This is a genomic window from Polaromonas sp. YR568, from assembly GCF_943372955.1.
Taxonomy (GTDB): Bacteria; Pseudomonadota; Gammaproteobacteria; order Burkholderiales; family Burkholderiaceae_C; genus Polaromonas.
This window is the reverse complement of record NZ_CALSAL010000004.1, coordinates 15,353-38,173: the sequence shown is the minus strand read 5'-3', so window position 1 is coordinate 38,173 and position 22,821 is coordinate 15,353. Positions and strand designations below refer to the sequence as shown.

16 protein-coding genes are annotated in these 22,821 nt (G+C 64.6%); 1 reads left to right on the top strand and 15 read right to left on the bottom strand.

Annotated elements, in window-relative coordinates; genetic code table 11:
• Positions 1-37: 37 nt before the first annotated feature.
• The 3 genes from AAG793_RS11845 to AAG793_RS11835 form a co-directional block, all read right to left on the bottom strand.
• On the bottom strand, positions 38-1,237 hold the full coding sequence (locus AAG793_RS11845; RefSeq protein WP_341908493.1) for an isovaleryl-CoA dehydrogenase: 1,200 nt from the start codon (positions 1,235-1,237) through the stop codon (positions 38-40).
• 18 nt (positions 1,238-1,255) lie between these two features.
• Entirely contained in the window at positions 1,256-1,711 is a 456-nt protein-coding gene (locus AAG793_RS11840) for a PaaI family thioesterase (RefSeq protein WP_341908492.1), read from the bottom strand.
• Positions 1,712-1,836: 125 nt separating this feature from the next.
• Positions 1,837-2,232, bottom strand: coding sequence for a MerR family DNA-binding transcriptional regulator (locus AAG793_RS11835; protein WP_341908491.1), 396 nt, complete (start codon positions 2,230-2,232; stop codon positions 1,837-1,839).
• Between the two features lie 132 nt (positions 2,233-2,364).
• On the opposite strand from AAG793_RS11835, the gene AAG793_RS11830 reads away from it, so the two are divergent.
• Positions 2,365-3,462, top strand: a complete 1,098-nt coding sequence (locus AAG793_RS11830) for an MBL fold metallo-hydrolase (RefSeq protein WP_341908490.1) — start codon at positions 2,365-2,367, stop codon at positions 3,460-3,462.
• A 62-nt stretch (positions 3,463-3,524) separates the two neighbouring features.
• Here the strand turns inward: AAG793_RS11830 and AAG793_RS11825 are convergent, their stop codons facing one another.
• The 12 genes from AAG793_RS11825 to AAG793_RS11770 all read right to left on the bottom strand — a co-directional run bounded on the left by AAG793_RS11825 (position 3,525) and on the right by AAG793_RS11770 (position 22,780).
• Positions 3,525-5,195: an ATP-binding protein gene (locus AAG793_RS11825; protein WP_341908489.1), complete on the bottom strand. Its 1,671-nt coding sequence runs from the start codon at positions 5,193-5,195 to the stop codon at positions 3,525-3,527.
• A 47-nt stretch (positions 5,196-5,242) separates the two neighbouring features.
• Positions 5,243-5,884, bottom strand: a complete 642-nt coding sequence (locus AAG793_RS11820; RefSeq protein WP_341908488.1) for a response regulator — start codon at positions 5,882-5,884, stop codon at positions 5,243-5,245.
• Between the two features lie 147 nt (positions 5,885-6,031).
• The gene (locus AAG793_RS11815; protein WP_341908487.1) at positions 6,032-10,351 is read right to left on the bottom strand and encodes a PAS domain S-box protein; all 4,320 of its coding nucleotides are present in this window, start codon (positions 10,349-10,351) and stop codon (positions 6,032-6,034) included.
• A gap of 66 nt (positions 10,352-10,417) precedes the next feature.
• Positions 10,418-10,858, bottom strand: coding sequence for a response regulator (locus tag AAG793_RS11810; protein ID WP_341908486.1), 441 nt, complete (start codon positions 10,856-10,858; stop codon positions 10,418-10,420).
• Between the two features lie 259 nt (positions 10,859-11,117).
• Entirely contained in the window at positions 11,118-12,065 is a 948-nt protein-coding gene (locus AAG793_RS11805; RefSeq protein ID WP_341908485.1) for a SprT family zinc-dependent metalloprotease, read from the bottom strand.
• Between the two features lie 23 nt (positions 12,066-12,088).
• Positions 12,089-12,850 carry a lysophospholipid acyltransferase family protein gene (locus AAG793_RS11800; RefSeq protein WP_341908483.1) on the bottom strand — a complete coding sequence of 254 codons (762 nt, stop codon included), beginning with the start codon at positions 12,848-12,850 and terminating at the stop codon, positions 12,089-12,091.
• A 23-nt stretch (positions 12,851-12,873) separates the two neighbouring features.
• The gene (gene gmhB, locus AAG793_RS11795) at positions 12,874-13,452 is read right to left on the bottom strand and encodes a D-glycero-beta-D-manno-heptose 1,7-bisphosphate 7-phosphatase (RefSeq protein WP_341908481.1); all 579 of its coding nucleotides are present in this window, start codon (positions 13,450-13,452) and stop codon (positions 12,874-12,876) included.
• A gap of 15 nt (positions 13,453-13,467) precedes the next feature.
• Entirely contained in the window at positions 13,468-15,585 is a 2,118-nt protein-coding gene (glyS, locus tag AAG793_RS11790; protein WP_341908479.1) for a glycine--tRNA ligase subunit beta, read from the bottom strand.
• 4 nt (positions 15,586-15,589) lie between these two features.
• On the bottom strand, positions 15,590-16,495 hold the full coding sequence (glyQ, locus tag AAG793_RS11785) for a glycine--tRNA ligase subunit alpha (RefSeq protein ID WP_341908477.1): 906 nt from the start codon (positions 16,493-16,495) through the stop codon (positions 15,590-15,592).
• A gap of 137 nt (positions 16,496-16,632) precedes the next feature.
• Positions 16,633-18,276 (bottom strand): apolipoprotein N-acyltransferase, encoded by a 1,644-nt coding sequence (lnt, locus tag AAG793_RS11780; protein ID WP_341908475.1) that lies wholly within the window; start codon positions 18,274-18,276, stop codon positions 16,633-16,635.
• A gap of 18 nt (positions 18,277-18,294) precedes the next feature.
• Entirely contained in the window at positions 18,295-19,161 is an 867-nt protein-coding gene (locus AAG793_RS11775) for a transporter associated domain-containing protein (protein ID WP_341908473.1), read from the bottom strand.
• A gap of 643 nt (positions 19,162-19,804) precedes the next feature.
• The gene (locus AAG793_RS11770; protein ID WP_341908470.1) at positions 19,805-22,780 is read right to left on the bottom strand and encodes an L-glutamate gamma-semialdehyde dehydrogenase; all 2,976 of its coding nucleotides are present in this window, start codon (positions 22,778-22,780) and stop codon (positions 19,805-19,807) included.
• Positions 22,781-22,821: the final 41 nt, after the last annotated feature.

Sequence of the window (22,821 nt, the reverse complement as noted above, 5' to 3'; positions counted from 1 at the left end):
GGCGCTATTTTCACTTGTGTCGATTTCATAGCCCTGACTACATCGTCTCGGCAAACAGCTCACGACCGATCAGCATGCGGCGGATTTCGCTGGTGCCGGCGCCAATTTCATACAGCTTGGCATCGCGCCACAGGCGGCCCAGCGGGTACTCATTGATGTAGCCGTTGCCGCCGAAGATCTGCACGCCCTCGCCGGCCATCCAGGTGGCTTTTTCGGCGCACCAGAGGATCACGCTGGCGCAGTCCTTGCGGACCTGGCGCACGTGGTCGGTGCCCAGCAGGTCGAGGTTTTTGCCCACCGTGTAGCAGAAGGCGCGGCCGGCCTGCAGCACGGTGTACATGTCGGCCACCTTGCCCTGGATCAGCTGGAACTCGCCAATACTCTGACCGAACTGCTTGCGGTCGTGGATGTAGGGCACCACGTTGTCCATCACCGACTGCATGATGCCAATCGGCCCGGCGGCCAGCACCGCACGCTCGTAGTCGAGGCCGCTCATCAGCACCTTGGCGCCACCGTTGAGCCCACCCAGAATGTTCTGCGCGGGCACCTCGACGTTGTTAAACACCAGCTCGCCGGTGTGGCTGCCGCGCATGCCCAGCTTGTCGAGCTTCTGCGCGACTGAAAAGCCCTTCATGCCTTTTTCGATCAGGAAGGCCGTCACACCACGCGCGCCGAGTTCGGGTTCGGTCTTGGCATAGACCACCAGCGTGTCGGCATCAGGCCCGTTGGTGATCCACATCTTGCTGCCGTTGAGCAGGTAGTAGCCGCCCCCCGAGGCACTTGGCTCTTTCCATTCTGCTTTGAGCTTCATGCTGATGACGTCGCTGCCCGCACCCGGCTCGCTCATGGCCAGGGCACCCACGTGTTCGCCGGTGATCAGCTTGGGCAGGTACCTGGCGCGCTGGGCCTCGGTGCCGTTGCGCTTGATCTGGTTCACGCACAGGTTGCTGTGCGCGCCGTAGCTCAGGCCCACGCTGGCTGAGGCGCGGCTGATCTCTTCCATCGCGATCATGTGCGCGAGGTAGCCCATGCCGGCGCCGCCGTATTCCTCGCTCACGGTGATGCCGAGCACGCCGAGGCTGCCCATCTTCTGCCACAGGTCCATCGGGAACTGGTCGCTGCGGTCGATCTCGGCGGCGCGCGGCGCGATCTCGGCCTGGGCGAAGTCGCGCACCGCATCGCGCAGCGCGTCGATGTCTTCACCGAGCTGGAAGTTGAGGCCTGGCAGGTTGGTCATAAGAGGTCCTTGTCTGTCTCAGTAGGTTTTGGGTACGGGCACCAGGGTCTGCTGCATCAGCGCGCAGGCGCTTTCCTTGCCGTCGGCGCTGACGTGGCGCACATCGGCGGTGGTCACGATGATGCGCTTGCCGGCCTTGGCCACGCGGCCGATGGCACGCAGCTCGCCACCCTGGAAGGCCGCCATGAAGTTGATCTTGTATTCAACGGTGGTGACTTCCGAATCAGCCGGCGCCACCGTGAGAGCCGCATAGCCACCGGCAATGTCGGCCAGCGCACCCATGGCACCGCCGTGGAAGCCGCCCTGTTGCTGCGTCACGCGCTCCGAGTACGGCAAAGCAATCTCGCACAGGCCGGGCTCGACGCGCAGCAGCCGGGCGCCGAGGTGCTGCATCAGGCCCTGGCGCACAAAGCTGGCTTCAATGCGTTGATACAGCTCGGTAGCGGTGGAGTCAGCAGGAGAGGAAGTGTCCATGTCGGGCTTCTCGGGTCGTGCACAAAACGATGGGGAAGAGCTATGGGGGAGAGAGTGGCTTGGCAGTCTGGCGCAACCCATTCCACGAATTGACGTTTACGTAAACGTCAATTACGGATTATGGCCTACTTTGCCTTTTCCGTCCGAGCCAGCAGGGCCCTGGCTTCTTTCTCGTGGGTGCGGATTTCATCGAGGTTGGCCTGCAGGTCCAGCATCTGCGCTTCGAGCTTCTTGCGGTGGTCGGTCAGGATGGCGAGAAACTTCTTGAGCTGCGGCGCGGTGTCGCGCGGGCTGTCGTAGGAGTCGATGATTTCCTTGGCCTCGACCAGTGACAGCCCCAGCCGCTTGGCGCGCAGCGTGAGCTTGAGCCGGGTGCGGTCGCGCGCGGTGTACACGCGGTTGCGGCCGCCCGGGCCTTCGCGCTTGGGCTGCAGCAGGCCCATGTCTTCATAGAACCGCATGGCGCGCGTGGTCAGGTCAAACTCTTTTGCCAGATCGCTGATGGTGTAGGTGGTGGCCATGGTGGAGGTCAGGAACAGGGAAATGGGCAGGAAAACAGGAGTGACGAGGTGGCGACAGCAGCGCGTGCACGCCGTCCCTACAATCGGTCAACATGACGTTTACGTAAACGTCAAATATACCGTGAATATGCCATGAACCTGCTTGAGCAACAACTCCACTACCCGCTGGGCGATGTGCTGCCCGAACCCGGTGCCTCCATCGAAGTCGCCCCCGGCGTGAAGTGGCTCCGCATGGCGCTGCCATTTGCGCTGGACCACATCAACCTCTGGCTGCTGCGCGACGAAATGCCCAGCCAGACCACCCCGGGCGAGATGCTGCAGGGCTGGACGGTGGTGGACTGCTGCATCACCCGCGATGAGGCCAGGGCGCAATGGGAGCAGGTGTTTGCCCGCGAGCTGGAAGGCCTGCCCATCCTGCGCGTGGTGGTGACCCACATGCACCCGGACCACATCGGTCTGGCGCACTGGCTGTGCGAGCGCTGGACCACCGCCACCCATGTGTGCCGGCTTTGGGCGAGTGCGACCGATTACCTGTCGGCACGCCTCGGCTCGCAAAGCACCACCGGTTTTGGCGGTGATGCGGCGGCGCGGTTTTTTGCGATGCATGGGCTCACCGACCCGGACTCGGTGGAGAAAATCCGCGCACGCACCGGCTACTACGCCGGCATGGTGCCCGCCGTGCCCGCCAGCTACTGCCGCATCATGGACGGCTCGGTCATCACCATCGGCGGGCGGGCCTGGCGCTGCATCAGCGGCCACGGCCATGCGCCGGAACACATCGCGCTGCATTCGGAAGACGCCGGCGTGCTGATCAGCGGCGACATGGTGCTGCCGCGCATTTCCACCAATGTGAGCGTGTACGAGCAGGAGCCCGAAGCCAATTCACTGGCCCTGTTCCTCGCCTCCATCGACAAGTTTCTGCCGCTGCCTGAAAGCACGCTGGTGCTGCCCTCGCACGGCAAGCCGTTCACCGGGTTGCACACCCGCATCCAGCAGCTGCACGACCACCACCGCGACCGGCTGGCCGAGGTGATGCAGGCCTGCGCGGCGCAGCCCTGCAGCGCGGCCGACATTCTGCCGGTGATGTTCCGGCGACCGCTGGATCTGCACCAGACCACGTTTGCGATGGGCGAGGCGATTGCCCACCTGCACCTGCTGTGGTTCGACGGCCAGCTGCAGCGGTGCGTGGGCGCGGACGGCATTTACCGGTTCAGTCCGAGCGGCGGCTGATCACCACGCGGAAGGTCAGCGGGCCGGTCAGCGGGTCGGCTAGGGGGACACCAGAGCGCTTGTCACTCGCTCAGCGGCGCCGGCTGAGTGCGCTCCGGGTCATCGTCGTCGAGCGTGATGATTTTCTGCGTGTCTTCTGCAGACCCGGCCGCCACGCTGTCGGGCAGGGCCATGAAGAAACTGGTGCCCGCCTGCGCCGACGTTTCAGCCCACACGCGACCACTGTGGCGCTCGGCCACCCGCTTGACGATGGCCAGCCCCAGGCCGTTGCCGGGAAACTCGGCCGAGGAATGCAGGCGCTGGAAGGGCTGGAACAGGCGGTCGGCGTAAGCGGCATCGAAACCGGCCCCGTTGTCCGACACGCAAAGCACCGTCTCGCCCGGCGTCTGGCCGGGCTGCACGCCCACCTTGATCCACGCTTCATCACGGCGGGCGGTGAACTTCCATGCATTGCGCAGCAGGCAGGTCAGCGCCAGCGAGATCAGGCGCTTGTCGCCATGCACTTGCAGCGCGGTGTCGATCTCGAAGGTGACGCTGCGCGCCGGGTCTTGCTTGCGGAAGTCGTTGGCCATGCTGTTGCACAGCGGCCCCAGCTCCAGCATCTCGGGGTGCATGCTCTGCTGCGGAATCTGGATGAAGATGCGCAGGTCTTCCACCATCACGGCCACCTGGCGCGTGCTGGCCTGGATACGGCCGACATAACGGCGGCCTTGTGCATCGAGTACGGGCGCGTATTTTTCAGCCAGCGTGGCGGCAAAACCGTTGGCCACGTGCAAGGAGCCGAGCAGGTCGTTCGAGACGGCGTCGGTGAACGCGGCCAGATCGCGCATGGCGCTTTTGAGCTGCTCGTCGCGCTCGGCAAGCGCCTGCTCCAGGTAGTCGTTGGTGCGCCGCAGCGACACCTCGGCCAGGTGGCGCTCTGACACATCGGCCAGGCTCACCAGAATCGCCTGATGGCCGTTCCAGTCGATGCGGCCCCAGGCCAGCTCGGCCAGCACCACCTCGCCGTTGGCCTTGCGCTGCTTGCACAGCCGCAGATGCGGCGGCACGTCACCACCGGGCTGGCCAAGGTGCAGCGACTGGTAAACCGCGGCCCCCTCGCCATCGGTAAACAGCGCGCCCATGTCGAGCGTGATGAACCGGCGGCGCGGGATGTCATAGAAATCAATCGCCGACTGGTTTGCTGCCAGCACAGCGCGGGATTCGGCGTCAAAAATCCACATCGGGTTGGGATTGGCGTCGAACAGCAGGTCGTTGAAACGCTCGCTGCTCTTGAGCATCAGCAGCAGGGTCTGGGTCGACGCCACATCGCGCAGGGTCACGCTGTAGCCGCCGTGGTGACGCCGGATGGTGTACTGCACCCAGCTGTCGGCCAGTGCGTCATTGGCCACGAAGGAATGGCGCGGGGATTTTTCCAGCGCCTTGTTGGTGGCGAACTGAAACTGGTCGGCAATGGTTTCCGGAACAATCTGCCAGAAGTCGCGCCCGACCACATCGGACACCGGGCAGTGCAGTAGCCGCATGGCCATGGCATTGGCCTCGGTGACCCGGCCTTCGGCGTCAAGCTGCACCTCGCCATCACGGTCGGAAGCCATGGGCCACCAGCGGTGGCCGCCTTCTGTTGACTCCCGGCTCAGGCCCTGCAGGTCGCCGCTGTGCAGTTCACCACCCAGAGCCAGCGGCGAGCGCTTGCGCTGAAGCTCCGTCCATAACTTTCTGGCGAACTTGTTCATGGGCAAACCGGAGGGCGGCGCGGTGCGATCAGGGCCTCAGCGCCACGTCAGCGCCACTTCACCTTGGCATTCACCAAAGCGGTAACGTAGCCGTGCAGCCAGTCGAAGTTGACCGGCTTGGGCACATGCTGCGCATGGGGCGGCAGGCCGCCGCGCTCCTCGATGGCCTCAATCGCCAGACCGCTGACCACCATGATCTGCATGTCGGCCAGTTGCTGGTTGCGCTTGAGCGCCTTGAGCATCTCGATGCCGTCCAGCCCAGGCATGGAGAGGTCGGTCACCAGCAGGTCGGGGCGCAGCGTGGCGATGTCCATCAGCGCGTCCATGGCCGACGGCATCCAGGTGCAGTCGAGCGGCAGGTCCCACGAGTCGAACTGCAGGCGGTACAGCTCGATGGCGTCTTCATCGTCTTCCACAATCAGCACGCGCAGGCGGTGCTTGGGGTCCAACTCGCTGCGGGCGGGCTGCGGGCCGTTCTTGCCCAGGTAGGCATTGATCGATTTCAGCGAAATGCGGCGGTGGCCGCCCAGCGTCTTCCACGCTTCGATTTCGCCTTTTTCCACCAGCGTCTGCACGGTCGCGACCGACAGGCCCATCAGCTTGGCGGCGTAGGTGGTACCGCAGTAGTCGGTGCCCGAGAAGTCGTCTGGCGGTGCCGACGCGTCCGGGGATTTGGTGTCAATGGCCATGAAGCAACTCCCAAGCAATCGGTTTTTCCAGTTTCATCACTTTTCTCAATATAGCCCCGCCCACTGCGGGCGTAAAGCGGGCAGATGCCGATGCCGCCCCAGCTCGCAAACCCTGCAGGCAGATGGGCGCCACAGCGGGTGGGTGCATCATGCGACGGCCGCCAGCGCGGTATTGGGCAGGGTGAAGTAAAAGCAGGCGCCCTCGCCAGGTTTTGATTCCGCCCATACAGCGCCCCCATGGCGCTCAATCACGCGGCTCACTGTGGCCAGACCGATGCCGGTGCCCGGGAACTCGGTGGCGGCGTGCAGGCGCTGGAAGGGTTTGAACAGCTTGTTCACATAGGTCTGGTCAAAACCGGCGCCGTTGTCGCGCACAAAAAACACCTGCTGCCCCGCTGCATCGCGCATCTGCCCGAAATGAATGTGCGCCTCGTCCATCTGCGAGGTGAACTTCCAGGCGTTGCCCAGCAGGTTTTCCAGCACCACACGGATGAGGCGGATGTCACCAAAGGCCTCCAGCCCGTCTTCAATATGCTCCACCACCCGGCGCTCTGGCTGATGGATGCGGCGGCCTTCGATGAGGTGGTGTGCCAGCACGGTCATGTTCACCATTTCGGGACGCAGGTCGATGCGGTTCACCTGCGCCAGCGCCAGCAGGTCGTCAATCAGCTGGCCCATCTGCGCGGCACCGCTCTGGATGCGGTCGAGGTAATGACGCACCTTGGGGTTGTCCAGGCCTTCGACCTGCTTGCCCAGCAGGCGGCTGAAGCCGTCGATGGTGTTGAGCGGCGACCGCAGATCGTGCGAGACCGAATAGGAGAACGCCTCCAGCTCCTGGTTGGACACACGCAGCGCGGTCTCGATGGCCTTGATCTCGGAGATGTCGGCGTCGATGCCCACCCAGAAGGCGATATCGCCCTGCTCGTCGAGCACCGGGGAAGCGCGGTAGGACATGGTGTGGTAACTGCCATCGGCCGCCAGTACGCGCCGGGTACCGACGAACTGCGACTTGCTGGCCACCGATGCACGCCAGTTGTCGCCGATGGCGGTGCGGTCATCCGGGTGAATCACGGCCAGCCATCGGTAGCCCAGCCAGTCGGCCGGTTGACCACCGACCACGCTGGACCACGCCGGGTTGACATAGGTGAGTGCGCCTTCGGTGTCAGCCGTCCACACGGTTTGCGGGGCCTGCTCGGCCAGCGCGCGGAACAGCGCCTCCTGACGCGAGAGCGCAGCGGTGCGCTCGGCGACCTTTTTCTCCAGCCCCACGTTGAGCTGGCTGATCTCATGCAGCAGCCGGGCGTTTTCAATGGCGCTGGCCGCCAGGTGAGCCAGCTCCACTGCAACGTACTGGTCCTGCAGTGTGAAGTCGCCCTCGTACTTGTCGGTCATCTGCAGCATGCCGCGGACCTCGCCATCGGAGCCAAACAGCGGCACGGACAGCCAGCCGCGCAGGCCGACGAGTTTCTCGCCCATGGAGCGCCAGCGCGGATGTTTCTGGAGGTCTGCTTCTGTCAGCAGCACCGGGCGCAGCTGATCACCGAGACCGGCGTCAAAGCCCTCAATCACGCTGCTGCCCGGCGGGTACTGGGCGGCGTATTTTTCGGACAGCGACACCGCGTTGATGGACTGCGAATGGGTGTCGCTGCCGGGTACCGTCACCACCGCCTTGTGCACGCCAATCACACCGCGTGCCTGCTCGGCCACTTCCTGCATGGCACCTGTCAGCGTGCGGTGCGAGGTGATGACCTGCGCGGCGTCGGCTGCGCGCTGCAACATGAAGAGGTGCTCCTGCGCGGCCTGCTCGGCGCGCTTGCGCGGCGTGATGTCGCGCTCCACCGCGACCCAGTGGGTGAACCAGCCGGTCGGGTCGGCAATCGGAACAATATCCAGCTCCAGCCAGAACTCCTGGCCGCTCTTGGTGTAGTTGATGAGCTCGGCACGCACTGGCTCCCACTTGCGCAGGGCCGTACCAACACGGGCCAGCTCGTCGCGCTGGGTCTTCGGGCCCTGCAGGATGCGCGGCGTCTTGCCAATCACTTCCTCGCGGCTGTAGCCGGTGCGACGCTCGAAGGCATCGTTGACATACACGATGCGCGGACCATCAGGGCCGTCCAGCGGCTCTGCTTCCGTGATCAGCACGATGTCATTCAGGCGCGCCACGGCGTGCTCCAGCAGGCGCATGCGGTCACGCGATTCGTATTCATCGGTGATGTCCTGCACGGCGCCGACCAGCTTGACGGTCTTGCCGTTCTCCTGCACCGCGCAGCCCTGGCTGCGCACCCAGATGGAGCGCTTGCTGGCGGTCAGCATGGGCAGGTCGATATCCCACGGTGTGCCGTCCTTGATGGCTGCGCGCACTGCCGCCCGGATGATGTTCTGCGCGTTGGGCGTGTAGAAGTCGATACCCTGCTTGAAGTCCATCTCGGTGTCTGGGGGCATCTCGAAAATCACGCGCAGCTCTTCCGACCAGTACGCGCGCTGGTCCTGCAGGGTGTACTCCCAGCCGCCCACCTTGGCCAGCGCACCCGTGCGGCGCAGCAGCTCGGTGCTTCGGGCGATCAGCAGCTCCGACTGTTTGCGCTGCGTGATTTCCTGGACGATGCCGGTGCGGTACTGCGGCTGGCCCTGGTCATCGAGCTTGAGGCGGTCGAACTGGTGAACCCAGCGAACCTGCCCGGCGGGCGTGGTGATGCGGTACTCGAAGTCCAGCGACTCGCCCTTGGCAAACGCGACCTCCCGCGCAGCGATGTAACGCACCCGGTCTTCAGGGGCCATGAAATCCCGGTAGGCCTGAACGTCGTCCTCAAAAGTCCCCGGTGCCACACCGAAGAGTTCATTGACCTCGTCTGACACCCAGAGCTTATTGGCACGGATGTCGTATTCCCACATGCCCAGGCGCGCCAGCCGCTGCGCATCAACCAGCTTGCGCTGGGTTTCACGCAAGCGGTTGAAGCTTTCGTTCTGCTCGCGCTGCAGCCGGTCCATGTCGCTGATGTCGGTGAACACCGTCAGCACGCCGACGATCTCGTCGCCGTGGCGCATCGGGCTGAAGTAGCAGCTGAGCAGGCGGCCTTCCGGCTGACGCTCGTTGCGGATCAGCACCAGCTCGGGGCCTCCGCTTTCGCCGCGCAGTGCGCGCGCCAGGGGCAGGTCGACGGGGCGAAACCGGGTGTCAGTACCCGGGATGAAAAAGCCCTGCTCGTCGGCCCATTGGGGCGAGAGCACCTTGGCGTCCGGTGCCACGGTGAATATGTTGCGGGCTGTATCGTTGACGGTCAAAAGCTCACCCGAAGTACTGACCGCAAACACGCCTTCCTGCATGCTGTTGACGGTGAGGTTCAGCGTGGCGAAGGCCTGGCGGTTTTTCTCCAGCTCGCGGTCGAGCTCCTGCGCGCGCTGCTCCAGCGACACCGCCATGCGGTTGATGCCGCCAGCTATCTCGCCGAACTCGTGGGGCAGCTCGGCAACCTCTGGCACCACGCGGCGATCCAGATGCCCGGCCTCCAGTTGCTGCGCAGTCCGCACAATCTCGCGCGCGGGCCGCACGATGGCACGCCCGCCGACAAACCACGCCAGCACACCGCCCAGCAGCGACATCAGCGCCAGCGCCAGCAACTCCATCCCCAACTGCTTGCGGACAGGCGTGACCACCCGGTCGCGCTCCACGCTCAACACCACGAAGAAGGGCGAGTTCTCAATGCGGCCGCTCGGCGCGTGGGCGTAGATACGGGCCACGCCACTTGAATCGCTGGCCTCCACCACGCCCGACTGCATGCCGCGCACGCGCTGACGCAGCGCCTCCACCGGCAACACCTCTCCCACGACAGCCACCGCGCCCTCAGGCGACACCAGCACCCGGCCCTGGCGGTCGGTGATGAGCAGATGCGCGCCATCAGGCACCTTGACGGATGCCGCCATATTGGCCAGCACCGTCAAGTCCAGCGCGGCAAAGGCGACGGCCCGCGGCTCACGGCTGGGCGAGAGCACAGGCAGTGCGAAGGTGACGTTGGGCTTGCCGGTGGCGCGGCCGATGAAGTAGCCGTCAGAGACAAAGCTGAGATCGGTCAGCGCCTGCTTGAAGAAGCTGCGGTCGCCAGCGTTCGGAATGTCGAGCCCACCCAAGCCGTGGCAACGGAAGTTACCATCCAACCCGATAAGGCCGAGGTTGGCAAACAGCGGGATGTCTTCGGTCAGCGCCTTCAGGTAGCGCTGGCAGTCGGCGGGGGGGCTATCGAGCAGGCCCGGCGCCTTGGCGATGGCCAGCAGGATCTGGTGGGCAGTTTGTGTGACCTGGTCCTGCCGCGCCGCGACCAGCGACACGGCGAACTGCAGGTTGTCGGCTTCGCGCTGGATGGCCGACTGCGAGTTGAGCCAGGCCTTGACAATCGCCAGCCCGAAAAGGGGCACCAGAGCGGCGATGACCAGCGCGACCAGTCGTGCACGGAGGTTGCCCTTGAAGCTCATGCGCTTACACCGTCGATGTGCAGGTCAGGGCCCCGGGCCGGCCGACTTGCAACAAGTGGCCAGAGGTCAAGCCGTGGCCAGGGACTCGTTGACATCCAGCCAGAAGGCCTGCAGACGACTGAGTTTTTCCGTGAAGTCACCGAAGTCAACCGGCTTGCGGACAAAGCCGTTGGCGCCGCTCTTGTAGCAGGCCGTCATGTCCGACAGCTCGCTCGACGAGGTGAGCATGACCACCGGCACCAGCGCGGTCAGCGGGTTGGCGCGCACACTGCGCAGCACATCGAGGCCCGAGAGCTTGGGCAGCTTCATGTCGAGAAGAATCAGTGACGGCTGCTTGTGCGTGTCACGCCCGGCGTGCGCGCCTTGACCGAACAGGTAATCCAGCGCTTCGGCGCCATCGCGTGCCACGGCGATTTCCGCTTCCATGCCCTGCTCTTCCAGCGTGAGCACCGTCAGTTCAAGATGGTCGGGGTTGTCTTCGACGACCAATATCAGCTTGTCATTCATCAGACGTCCTTTTGAGCACGATTGTCACATTTAGTAATTTTAGTAACTTGGCGCCGGTTTGGGTGGCTTTGTGCAGTCGGGCAAGTCACTGATGGACGATCACTCCCAAAAACTCACTTTATTTCCTCTTGCCGCCATGATGAGCCCTTGAGGCCTGTCGTGCAAGGGGTCGGCATTTGTACCCACCCGGTACCTTTTCCAGTTGGTACTTTTGCCGTACATCGTGGCCGTGTGTTTTGCGCCACGCAGCAATCCCCCGTCACCATCGCGGGATTCCCTCGTCCTTGAGCTGGCCACGCAGCTCGGCGTAATCCGGCACCACGGCACGCACCGTGTCCCAGAAGCGGGGGCTGTGGTCCATCACGCGCAGGTGGCTCAGCTCGTGGACCACCACGTAATCAATCACCGACATGCGGAAGTGCACCAGGCGCCAGTTCAGGCGGATGGAGCCGTCGGCGCTGGCGCTGCCCCAGCGGGTGCCGGCGCTCGACAGGCTGAGCTTGCGCCATTGCACACCGAGCTGCGGCGCGAAGTGGTTCAGCCGCTCGGTGAAGATGCGCTTGGCCTGCCGCATCAGCCAGGCCTGCACCGCATCGCGCATCTGGTCGGGCGTGGCGTGGTGCGGCAGGCCGACATGCAGGGTGCGGTGCGCCACACCGGGCAGCGCGGCCATGTCGTCAGCCGGCTCGGACAGCTTGAGCTCGGCCCCCACGCCGCCAAACGCATGGCGCGGGTCGATCACCAGCACGACGGGCTCACCGAGGAAGGGCAGCGTGGCGCCGTCTTTCCACTCGATGCGGCCCGACTCCAGACGCTCGTGGCGGGCCCGGGTTTCCTGCAGCTTGTCCAGAATCCAGCGGGATTTCTCCGCCACCGCCTTGTCGATCTCGTAGAGCGGCACCCACTTGGGCGCGCTCACCGTGAGGCCATCGGCACCGACTGAAAAACCGATGGTGCGGCGCTTGCTGCGGCGAAATTCATAGGCCACGGCCACCCGGTCGAGCAGCGCCTCGCGCGTGGCGCGGGGGTGGCGAAAGGTGGCGGGAGCGAGTGCCTCCTGCAGGGTTTGCGGGGGCAGCGTCGGTGTGGGGGCAGAAGCACTTGCGGCTGGCGCTGGAGCTGGATCAGGCTGCTGGCGTGGCGCCGGCACGGTAGCTGTCGGCTCGGGGCCGAACATGTCCAGGGTGAGCTGAAGGAGCCGCTGCATCACACCAGTTTAGCGGGCTGCGTTCACACCGGGGCGGCAGGGGCAGCGGTGCCAGGATAGGCCTCGGGGTCCAGCCGACGCATCTCGGATTCAATCCAGTCTTCGACCTCGCGCATCAGCTCGTCGGGCTTGCGGCCGGTGCTGTCGATGGGCTTGCCGATGGAAATGTCCACTATGCCCGGCTTCTTGATGAAGGCCTTGCGCGGCCAGCATTTGGCCGACGTGACAGCAATCGGGATCACCGGCGCGCCGGTTTCAATCGCCAGCCGTGCGCCACCGGATTTGTACGTGCCCTTCTGCCCGCGCGGAATACGTGTGCCCTCGGGGAACATGATGACCCAGGTGCCCTGCGCCATCAGACGCTTGCCCTGCGCCACCACCTTGTTGAAGGCCTGTGCGCGCTGGCTGCGATCGATGTGGATCATGTCCATGCGGGCCATGGCCCAGCCGAAGAAAGGCACGTACAGCAGCTCTTTCTTGAACACATAGGCCAGCGGGTGCGGCATCAGCGTGGGCATGCTGAAGGTTTCCCAGGTGCTCTGGTGCTTCAGCAGCAGCACCGCCGCACTGGTCTCGCCGGTGGGCAGGTTTTCCATGCCAGTGACGCGGTTCTGGATGCCCAGAATCACGGTGCCACCGGTGACCGCCAGGCGGAGCCAGCCGGCGCACATCCAGTACATGGTGGTGCTGCTGACAAACAGCGAGGCAATGATGACAAAGATGGCCCACGGAATCACCGTGATGGCCATCCACAGCAGGTGCACAACAGATCGGATGAAAGGCATGGGCGGTGCTGACTCTTGAATCTTCAGGAGGCCTTGGGCTCGGCCTGCAGCGCGGCACTGCGCTCAATCAGGAATTCGGCGAATGCCGCGAGGTCGTGGTGCAGCACGGTGCCGGCTGGCAAACCTTCTGGTGGCGGGCCGTTGCGGTGGCGCGCTGACTTGCCGGTCAGCACCAGATGCGGTTCACACCCCGCTGCGGCGCCTGCCTGCAGGTCGCGCAAGGAATCACCTGTTGCCGGAACACCCTTGAGCGGCACACCAAAGCGCGCACCGATCTGCTCGAACAGCCCTGGTAAGGGCTTGCGGCAGCTGCAGCTTTCCTCCGGGCCATGCGGGCAGTAAAAAATCGCGTCAACACGCCCGCCAACGGCCGCCAGCAGCTTGTGCATCTTGGCGTGCATGGCATTGAGGGCCGCCACATCGAACAGGCCCCGCCCCAGGCCAGACTGGTTGGATGCAATCACCACACGCCAGCCCGCGTGGTTGAGACGCGCAATCGCCTCCAGCGCGCCAGGCAGGGGCAACCATTCTTCGGGCGACTTGACGTAGTCGTCACTGTCGATGTTGATGGTGCCGTCGCGGTCGAGGATGACGAGTTTCATGCGGTGTGCTCAGTTTTAGGCTGCAAGCCTGGAAAGATCAGCCACACGATTAAATTCTTCGCTCAGATTTGATAGAAGCCACAAACGGTTGTTTCTCAAACCAATATCCTCGGCATTTACCATCACCGATTCAAAGAAAGCCTGAACTGAATCGTGCAAACCGGCAAGCGTCCTTAGAGACTCGGTGTAGTCCCCCTTCGCCAGGTAATTACGAGCCACAGCGCCCAATCTGTCGAGCGCTTGGTAAAGATTTATTTCAGCTGGCTCTACCAAGACACCCGCAGAGAAAGCACCCACAGGAGCATCTGACTTTTTCAAGATGTTTGTGATTCGCTTGTTGGCAGCGGCTAACGCAGGCGCCTCGGGCAGCGCAGCAAAAGCGCGCACAGCGGCCAGGCGCTTGGCCACATCGCCGAGGCGCTGCGGACGCAGTGCCAGCACGGCATCGACTTCCTGCGCGCTGTAGCCCTGCTCACGCAGGGAGCCGGCGAAGCGGTCGTAGATGAAATCGACCAGCGCAGCCGAGGCGTCCTGAATCTTGTCGCCGAACACCGGTACAGCGCCTTTGACCAGTTCGTCCAGCCCCACGCTCACTTCTTTTTCCACCAGCATGCGGATCACACCCAGCGCATGGCGGCGCAGCGCGAACGGGTCTTTGTCGCCCGTTGGCAAGTTGCCGATGCCGAACATGCCGACCAGTGTTTCCAGCTTGTCGGCGAGCGCGACGATCAGACCCACGGTGCCGCGTGGCAATGCGTCGCCGGCAAAGCGGGGCTTGTAGTGGTCTTCGATGGCGTCAGCCACATCCACACTCAAACCATCATTCAGCGCGTAGTAGCGGCCCATGATGCCCTGCAACTCAGGGAACTCACCAACCATGTCGGTCACCAGATCGGTCTTGGCCAGTTCGGCCGCACGCTGCACGGCCGCGACCAGGCTGACGTCGATGCGGTTGGCAATCGCTTCCGCGATGGCTCTGACCCGCTGCACACGCTCACCCTGCGTGCCCAGCTTGTTGTGATAAACCACCTTGTCCAGACCCGACACGCGCGAGGCCAGCGTCTTCTTGCGGTCCTGGTCAAAAAAGAATTTGGCATCAGCGAGGCGCGGGCGCACCACGCGCTCGTTGCCGCCGATCACGGCGCTGGCGTCGTCGGGTGTGATGTTGCTGACCACCAGGAATTTGTTCGTCAGCTTGCCTGCGGCGTCAAGAAGCGGGAAGTACTTCTGGTTGGCCTTCATCGTGAGAATCAGGCACTCCTGCGGCACATCGAGGAATTGCTTGTCGAATTCGCAGATCAGCACATTGGGCCGCTCGACCAGCGCGGTCACTTCGTCGAGCAGGGCGTCGTCTTCAATCGCGGTAGCGCCGCCGCCCACCTTGGCTGCGGCTGCGGCCAGCTGGCGCGCGATCTCGGCCTTGCGGCCCGCAAAGCTGGCGATCACCGCACCGTCTTTTTGCAGGGTGGCGGCGTAGCTGTCGGCGTCTTTCAGCACCACCGGGTCCACCGCCGCTTCAAAGCGATGGCCGTGCGTGGTGTTGCCGGCCTTCAGGCCCAGGGCCTCGACCGGCACGACTGTGCTGCCATGCAGGGCCACCAGACCGTGCGCGGGCCGCACAAAGCTCACGCTGCTCCAACCGGGCAGCTCGCAACCGCTTTCGAGCTGGTAGGTCATGACCTTCGGAATCGGCAGCTTGGCAATCGCTTCGAGCAGTGCTTTTTGCAGGCCGTCGGCCAGCGTCACGCCAGTGACCATGCTGTCGTAGAACAGCGCTTCGGCCTTGCCGTCGGGTGCGCGCTTGAGGCCCACCACAGCCGAGGCGTCGGCGCCCAGCGCCTGCAGCTTTTTCAGCAGCGCCGGTGTGGCATTGCCCGCAGCATCGAGGCCCACGCTGACCGGCATCAGTTTTTGCGACACCGCCTTGTCGGCGGCTTGTGCGGCCACCGCCGTCACGTGCGCAGCCAGGCGGCGCGGGGAGGCAAACGCGGCGAGTACCGCCCCTTCCGCCACCAGCCCCTGGGCTTTCAGTTGTTCAAACAGCACGCCGGCAAACGCATCGCCGAGCTTTTTGAGCGCCTTGGGCGGCAGCTCTTCCACAAACAGTTCAACCAGAAGGTTCTTCGTTGTCATATTTTTATGCAGCCTTCTTCGTCATCTGCGCCACCCATTCGCGCGGTGCCAGCGGGAAACCGAGGCGTTCACGGCTGTCGAAATAGCTTTGTGCCACGGCGCGCGCCAGGTTGCGGATGCGGCCGATGTAGGCGGCACGCTCGGTCACGCTGATGGCGCCGCGTGCATCCAGTAAATTAAAGCTGTGCGCCGCCTTGAGCACCTGCTCGTAGGCCGGCAGGGCCAGTTGCGCCTCGATCAGGTGCTTGGCCTGCTTCTCGTGCGCGGTGAAGGCGGTGAACAGGAAATCGGCGTCGCTGTGCTCGAAGTTGTAGGTGGACTGCTCCACCTCGTTCTGCTTGTAAACGTCGCCGTAGCTGAGCCCATCGGTCCAGGTCAGGTTGTAGACGTTGTCCACGCCCTGCAGGTACATGGCCAGGCGCTCCAGCCCGTAGGTGATCTCGCCGGTTGCGGGTTTGCAGTCAATGCCACCCACCTGCTGGAAGTAGGTGAACTGCGTGACTTCCATGCCATTGAGCCAGACCTCCCAGCCCAGACCCCAGGCGCCGAGCGTCGGGTTTTCCCAGTCGTCCTCGACAAAGCGGATGTCGTTCTTCTTCAGGTCAAAGCCCATCGCCTCGAGCGAGCCCAGGTACAGCTCAAGGATATTGGCCGGCGCGGGCTTGAGTACCACCTGGTACTGGTAGTAGTGCTGCAGCCGGTTGGGGTTCTCGCCATAGCGGCCGTCTTTCGGGCGGCGGCTGGGCTGCACATAGGCGGCCTTCCACGGCTCGGGGCCCAGCGCGCGCAGAAAAGTCGCCGTGTGCGAGGTGCCCGCGCCGACTTCCATGTCATAGGGTTGCAGCAGCGCGCAGCCCTGGTCGGCCCAGTAGGACTGCAGCTTGAGAATGATTTGCTGGAAGGTGAGCATAAGGAGTCAGGGTAAGGCGTAGGCAGGGTCTCTGCGACGCACCAGACGCATCACAGGCGCCTTTCGGCGGGCCAAACCCTTGATTTTACGCGGCAGGAACGGGTTCGGCGCTGGTCCAGTGCCGATCCGGTGCCATGTCAACGCCTGCGGAACACCAGCGCCAGCGCGACCAGTGCCAGGCAAAGCCCCCACAGCGGCCACAAGCCGTAGCGCGACACCCACTGCGCGTACGGCGTGATGCCGGTCCGGCCCACCACCTCGCCCACCAGCGCGCCACGGGTGTGCGGCGGCAGCGAATGGGTGACCTGCCCCCGGTGGTTGATGATGACGGTGGCCCCGGTGTTGGTGGCGCGGATCATGGGGCGGTCAAACTCCAGGGCGCGCATGCGGGAAATGTGCAGGTGCTGGTCAATCGCCACGGTGTTGCCGAACCACGCGATGTTGCTCACGTTAACGAACACCGTCGGCGCCCGCGCCGGGTCGGCGAAGCGCGCACCCAGCTCCTCGCCAAACAGATCTTCGTAGCAGATGTTGGGCGCCAGACGCTGGCCCTGCCATTCAAACGACACCTGTCCGACGGCACCACGGCTGAAGTCACCCAGCGGAATGTTCATCATGTCGATGAACCAGCGAAAGCCGGGCGGCACAAACTCGCCAAACGGCACCAGATGGTGTTTGTCGTAGCGATAGGGCTCGGAACGCGCAGCGCCCGGCGCGGCGGGCTTCAGGCCAATCACCGAGTTGGCGTAGCCCGAGGTGGTGTTGCCCAGCGGCAGACCGATCAACGCCGCCTGCTGGCCACTGGCAAACCGGTCCGTCAGGGCAGTCCAGTACGGGGCGGGCAACTGCTGGGGCAACAGGGGAATCGCCGTCTCAGGCGCCACCACCAGCGGCGTGCGGGCCGCCTGCAGCTGCTCGCCGTACCAGCGCAGCGCGGTCGCAATGCCGGTGCCGCTCTCGAATTTCTGGTCTTGCGGAATATTGCCTTGTAGCAGGGTGACACCCATGGCCGGGGTGGAGCGACCCTGACCCGCCACGCCCACCCCATCGGCTGGCCAGCGGGCCAGCACCACAGAGGCAGCGACGATGGCCGTGGCCATGACCCAGGCGGTGCGCTGCGCGCGAAGCGCCATGGCCAGCCAGGCGGCGGCAAACGCGGCGAGGAAAGTCAAGCCATGCACGCCCACCCACTCCGCCAGCTGGCGAGCCCAGCCGTCCACATGCGCATAGCCGCCTTCGCCCCACGGAAAGCCGGTGAAGATCTGCACACGGGCCAGCTCGGCCATCAGCCACAGCGCAGCAAACACCAGGGCACGCGGCACGCGCAGGCGCGGCGCGAGCAGCGCAAACAGCCCGGCAGCAATGGCGTAATACAGCGCCAGCGCGGCCGCCAGAAGAAACACGGCCAGCAACGTCAGCGGCGCGGCCAGCCCGCCGTAGTTGTGCATCGAGATGTACAGCCACCAGAAGGTGCTGCAGAGCATGGCCGTGCCAAACAATTCGCCCAGCCACGCCGCGCGCTTGAAAGAACGGCAGCCATCGAGCTGGGCGGTGAACATCATCATGGCCAGCAGTTGCAGCCACCAGACGGGCTGCCCTGCCGGCAGGCCAAACGACCAGGGCCACGCCATCGACACCGCGTGGGCACAGCCGGCGAAGACCACCAGAAACCCCTGGAGCCAATGAAACCCGCGCGATGGTGGCGCCGTGTTAGCGTGCTCCAGCAGTGCCGGCAAGGTCGGCAGCGCGGAAATCATGCTGTGGATCGGCTGCCGGGCCATGAACGTGCTCGGGCGACGTCAGCCGGCAGTGCTGGCGGGCGCCGGCAGCGGCGACACCTTGAACCACTTCACCGCACCGCCCTTGGTGTGCAGCACGGTGAACTGCAAACCGGCCAGCCCATGCTGCTCGCCTTTTTTCGGCACATGGCCCATCTCGTGCGCCACCAGACCACCGATGGTTTCAAAGTCGGTCTCGGGCAGGGTCACGCCAAAGGCTTCGTTGACACGCTCGATAGAGGTGTCGCCGCTGACGCGATAGGTGTGGTCGGCCAGGCCAAATATGTCGCCTTCGTCTTCGGCAATGTCGAACTCGTCTTCGATCTCGCCAACGATCTGCTCCAGAACGTCTTCAATGGTGATGAGCCCCGCGACACGGCCAAACTCGTCAATGACGATGGCCAGGTGGTTGCGGTTGCCCCGGAACTCGCGCAGCAGGTCGTTGAGGCCCTTGCTCTCAGGCACAAACACCGCAGGACGCAACAGCGCACGGATGTTGAGCTCGGGCGCGCGCTGCAGCTTGAGCAGGTCCTTGGCCATCAGGATGCCGAGGATGTTTTCCTTGTCGCCCTCGTAGACCGGAAAGCGCGAGTGGGCGGTGTCAATCACCAGATGCAGCAACTCATCAAAAGGTGAGTCGATGTTGATCACATCCATGCGTGGTGCGGCCACCATGACATCGCCAGCGGTCATGTCCGCCATGCGGATCACGCCCTCCAGCATTTCGCGGCTCTGGGCGCCAATGACTTCGTTGTCCTGTGCCTCCACCAGCGTTTCGATCAACTCGTCTTTCGAGTCAGGGCCGGGATGGAGCATTTCAGCGAGCTTCTGCAAAAAGCCGCGTTTGTCTTCTGTTTTGGAAGACCGACTGGGGGGAACGTCGGACACGTGTGGGCGGTCGGGAGTTGTGAAGCCGTCAAGGATAGCTGAAATTGTTGACAGGGCTTGGGGGTGGGGTTTGGGGATGGCTGTGGCTTATGCACCGGGCGGAGGCCGGGGGTTGCCCGGCGGCAACTTACTTTTCTTTTGCGTCGCCAAAAGAAAGTAACCCAAGAAAAGGCGACCCTGGTGCCTGCGTCCCCTCCGCTTGCGCTACGGGGCAACCTGCGGTGCTCGGTCCAGGCGGGGTCTGGCTAAACTCGCCTTCGGCTCAGACAACGCCAGCCCTGATCCGCCTGGCCCTGTGCTCCTCGGCGCATTCACAAGGGGTGGGGATTCAAAGACAAATACCGACCCGGCAAGGACACGCTGCGGCGTGCCCTTGTTTGTATTGGTTTCCGCTCCCGCTTGCCCCGTGTGGCTGGGCCGAGCAGCGCAGATGGAGGCGGGGTCAGGGCCGCAGTTATTTGAGCGCAGCGAGTTCTGCGGACCCCCGCCGGAGTCGAGCAGCGCAGGTTGCCCGTAGCGCAAGCGCAGGGACCCAGACTTCGGGTCGCCTTTCTTTTGGGTACTTTTCTTTGGCGAAGCAAGAGAAAGTAAGTCGCCCGCCGGGGCGAGTCCCGGCCTCAGGCCTAAACAACAAACCCGAAACTCACCGAACACCCGCCAACAACGCCGCATTCCCCCCCGCCGCCGTCGTATTCACCGTCACCGTCTGCTCCGCACAAAAACGATACAGATAATGCGGCCCACCCGCCTTCGGTCCGGTGCCTGACAGGCCCTCACCACCAAACGGCTGCACCCCCACCACCGCGCCAATCATGTTGCGGTTCACGTAGATGTTGCCCACGTGCGCAGCAGCGGCGAGCGCTTGTGCGCGGGAATCGATGCGGGTCTGGACGCCCAGCGTGAGGCCGTAGCCCAGCGCGTTGATCTGGGCAATCACCGCCTCGGGGGTGGCCAGCTCGCCGCTGCCCCAGCGCACGATCTGCAGCACCGGGCCGAAGATTTCGTCTTTCACATCGGCGAGGCGTGGCACTTCAAACGCTGTGGGGGCAATCACGTGCGGCAGGGCAGCGGTTGCGCGCCCTGATGTGTTCAGCACACGGGCCGATGCGCCCAGGCGCTGCAGATGCCGCTGGATGTTGTCGTAAGCCTCGCGGTCAATCACCGGACCGAGGTCGGTGGCCAGATCGGCGGTGGCGCCCACCACCAGTTCTTTTGCGGCGCCTTCGATCATCTCGATCACATGGTCGGCAATGCCTTCGTGCAGGCACAGCAGGCGCAGGGCGGAGCAGCGCTGGCCGGCCGAGCGGAAGGCGCTTTGCACCACCGCGTCAACTACCTGCTCGGGCAGCGCGGTGCTGTCAACCAGCATGGCATTGATGCCGCCGGTCTCGGCGATCAGCGGCACGATGGGGCCCTCTTTGGCGGCCAGCGCGCGGTTGATGATTCTCGCGACCTGGGTGGAGCCGGTGAACACCACACCGGCCACCTGCGGCGCTGCAACCAGCGCCGCGCCCACGGTTTCACCCGGGCCGTGCAGCAACTGCAGCACACCCGCAGGCACGCCAGCGGCATGCATCAGATCCACCGCCGCTGCAGCAACACCCGGCGTCTGCTCGGCAGGCTTGGCCAGCACCGCATTGCCGGTGGCGAGCGCCGCTGCCACCTGGCCCATGAAAATCGCCAGCGGGAAATTCCACGGGCTGATGCAGACCCAGGCGCCGCGCGCCGTCAGCCGCAGGGCATTGGTCTCGCCGGTCGGGCCAGGCAAGGCCACGGGTTGCATGATGCGCTCGGCTTCGTTGGCGTAGTAGCGCAGGAAATCAACCGCCTCGCGCACTTCCGACACCGCATCGCCCCAGGTCTTGAAGGCTTCCTTGATCAGCAGGGCGCAGAAGGTGGGCATCTGCTGCTGCAGCGCGTCGGCCGCGCGCCGCAACACGGCGGCACGTTCACCCACCGGCAGGGTGTTCCACGCGGGCTGGCTGGCCACCGCGCGCTTCACGGCCGCTGCCGCCTGTGTGTGGTCAAACACCGGCACCAGGGGCACCGTGGTGGTGTTCAAGGCCGCCAACAGCGGCGCGCGCATGCTTTGCACCGTGAGGTCGAGGCCCAGGCTGTTGGGACGGTCAGCGCCGTAGAGGGCGGGCGGCAAGGGCAGCGATGGCTCAGGCTCCAAGCGCAGCGGCGAGGTCAGCAGCTCGCCCATACCCACCGACTCGTCGGCGAGCTGGTGCACAAAGGAGGAGTTGGCGCCGTTCTCCAGCAGACGGCGCACCAGGTAGGCCAGCAGGTCGCGGTGCGCGCCGACTGGGGCATACACACGGCAGCTGATCAGCGGGTTCTTCAGCACCTCGCGGAACACGCCTTCGCCCATGCCGTGAAGGCGCTGCAGTTCGAAGGGTACTGCGTTGCGCGAAGCCATCTGCAGGATGGCGGCAATCGTCGCGGCGTTGTGGCCGGCAAACTGCGGGTAGATGGCATCGGGCGCATCGAGCAGGGCCTGCACGCAGGCGAGGTAGGACACATCGGTGTGGTGCTTGTGCGTGAACACCGGGTAGTGCGGCAGACCCATTTCCTGCGCACGCTTGATTTCGGAATCCCAGTAAGCGCCCTTGACCAGACGGCACATCAGGCGCAGCTGGTATTTGCGCGCAATTGCGGTGACGTGCTCAATGAGTTCCAGCGCGCGGGTCTGGTAGGCCTGCATCGCCAGACCAAAGCCCTGCCACTGCGGGTGGTGCTGCGCCACTTGCGCGGCCAGCGCCTCGAACACGTCGAGCGAGAGCTCCAGCCGGTCCACCTCTTCGGCGTCGATGGTGAGGTTGATGTTGGCGCGGGCCGACAGTTCGCACAGCCCCCAGACACGCGGCACCAGTTCGGCCATCACGCGGTCGCGCTGGGCGTCTTCATAGCGCGGGTGCAGCGCACTGAGCTTGATGGAGATGCCGTCGTTCTGCTCGGTGGCCAAATTCGTCTGCGCGCCCTTGGCAATCGCCTGGATCGCGTCGGTGTAGCTGGCCAGATAGCGCAGTGCGTCCTTGTCGGTGCGGGCGCCCTCTCCCAGCATGTCGTAGCTGAAACGCAAACCGGAAATTTTCTTTCGGGCATCGTCGGCCTCGTCCATCGCGTCGCCAATCGTTTGCCCGAGCACAAACTGCCGACCCAGCAGCTGCACCGCGCGCAAGGTCGCCGCCACCACGGTGCGCGCGCCCAGCTTGCTCATGATGTTGGGCTGGCCCCCCTCCGGCAAAAACATCTTGGACATGGCAATCGCCGACGCCGACAGGCGCGCCATCACGCCGTCGCCCGCGCCGTCAAAGTCGGCCCGGCCCAGCTGGTCGGCCGTCAGCGCAATCGCGGTTTCGGCGTCGGGCACACGCAGCAGGGCCTCAGCCAGCCGCATCAGCGCCAGGCCTTCAGCGCTGGAAATCGGGTACTCCTTGAGCAGGCTTTCCATGGCCCAGAACGGCGGCGGGTTGTCGCGCACCGCCTGCACCCAAGGCTGGGCCGACTGGGCGGCAGCGGCCCAGTCGAGCGCACCGGCCAGCCGCTGCAGGTCAGTGGCAACGATGTCGGCTTCGGGGCGGTACGGGGAAGGCAGGCGGGGTGAGGTGAACATGAAAAGCTCCTGAGGAATCATTCGGCAAGGTGGCTTTGGCC

Excerpts from the sequence above, each read along its gene's own strand:
- AAG793_RS11845 (WP_341908493.1), bottom strand. The coding sequence starts at position 1,237 with ATGACCAACCTGCCAGGCCTCAACTTCCAGCTCGGTGAAGACATCGAC.
- AAG793_RS11840 (WP_341908492.1), bottom strand. The coding sequence starts at position 1,711 with ATGGACACTTCCTCTCCTGCTGACTCCACCGCTACCGAGCTGTATCAA.
- AAG793_RS11835 (WP_341908491.1), bottom strand. The coding sequence starts at position 2,232 with ATGGCCACCACCTACACCATCAGCGATCTGGCAAAAGAGTTTGACCTG.
- AAG793_RS11830 (WP_341908490.1), top strand. The coding sequence starts at position 2,365 with ATGAACCTGCTTGAGCAACAACTCCACTACCCGCTGGGCGATGTGCTG.
- AAG793_RS11825 (WP_341908489.1), bottom strand. The coding sequence starts at position 5,195 with ATGAACAAGTTCGCCAGAAAGTTATGGACGGAGCTTCAGCGCAAGCGC.
- AAG793_RS11820 (WP_341908488.1), bottom strand. The coding sequence starts at position 5,884 with ATGGCCATTGACACCAAATCCCCGGACGCGTCGGCACCGCCAGACGAC.
- AAG793_RS11815 (WP_341908487.1), bottom strand. The coding sequence starts at position 10,351 with ATGAGCTTCAAGGGCAACCTCCGTGCACGACTGGTCGCGCTGGTCATC.
- AAG793_RS11810 (WP_341908486.1), bottom strand. The coding sequence starts at position 10,858 with ATGAATGACAAGCTGATATTGGTCGTCGAAGACAACCCCGACCATCTT.
- AAG793_RS11805 (WP_341908485.1), bottom strand. The coding sequence starts at position 12,065 with ATGCAGCGGCTCCTTCAGCTCACCCTGGACATGTTCGGCCCCGAGCCG.
- AAG793_RS11800 (WP_341908483.1), bottom strand. The coding sequence starts at position 12,850 with ATGCCTTTCATCCGATCTGTTGTGCACCTGCTGTGGATGGCCATCACG.
- gmhB (WP_341908481.1), bottom strand. The coding sequence starts at position 13,452 with ATGAAACTCGTCATCCTCGACCGCGACGGCACCATCAACATCGACAGT.
- glyS (WP_341908479.1), bottom strand. The coding sequence starts at position 15,585 with ATGACAACGAAGAACCTTCTGGTTGAACTGTTTGTGGAAGAGCTGCCG.
- glyQ (WP_341908477.1), bottom strand. The coding sequence starts at position 16,495 with ATGCTCACCTTCCAGCAAATCATTCTCAAGCTGCAGTCCTACTGGGCC.
- lnt (WP_341908475.1), bottom strand. The coding sequence starts at position 18,276 with ATGGCCCGGCAGCCGATCCACAGCATGATTTCCGCGCTGCCGACCTTG.
- AAG793_RS11770 (WP_341908470.1), bottom strand. The coding sequence starts at position 22,780 with ATGTTCACCTCACCCCGCCTGCCTTCCCCGTACCGCCCCGAAGCCGAC.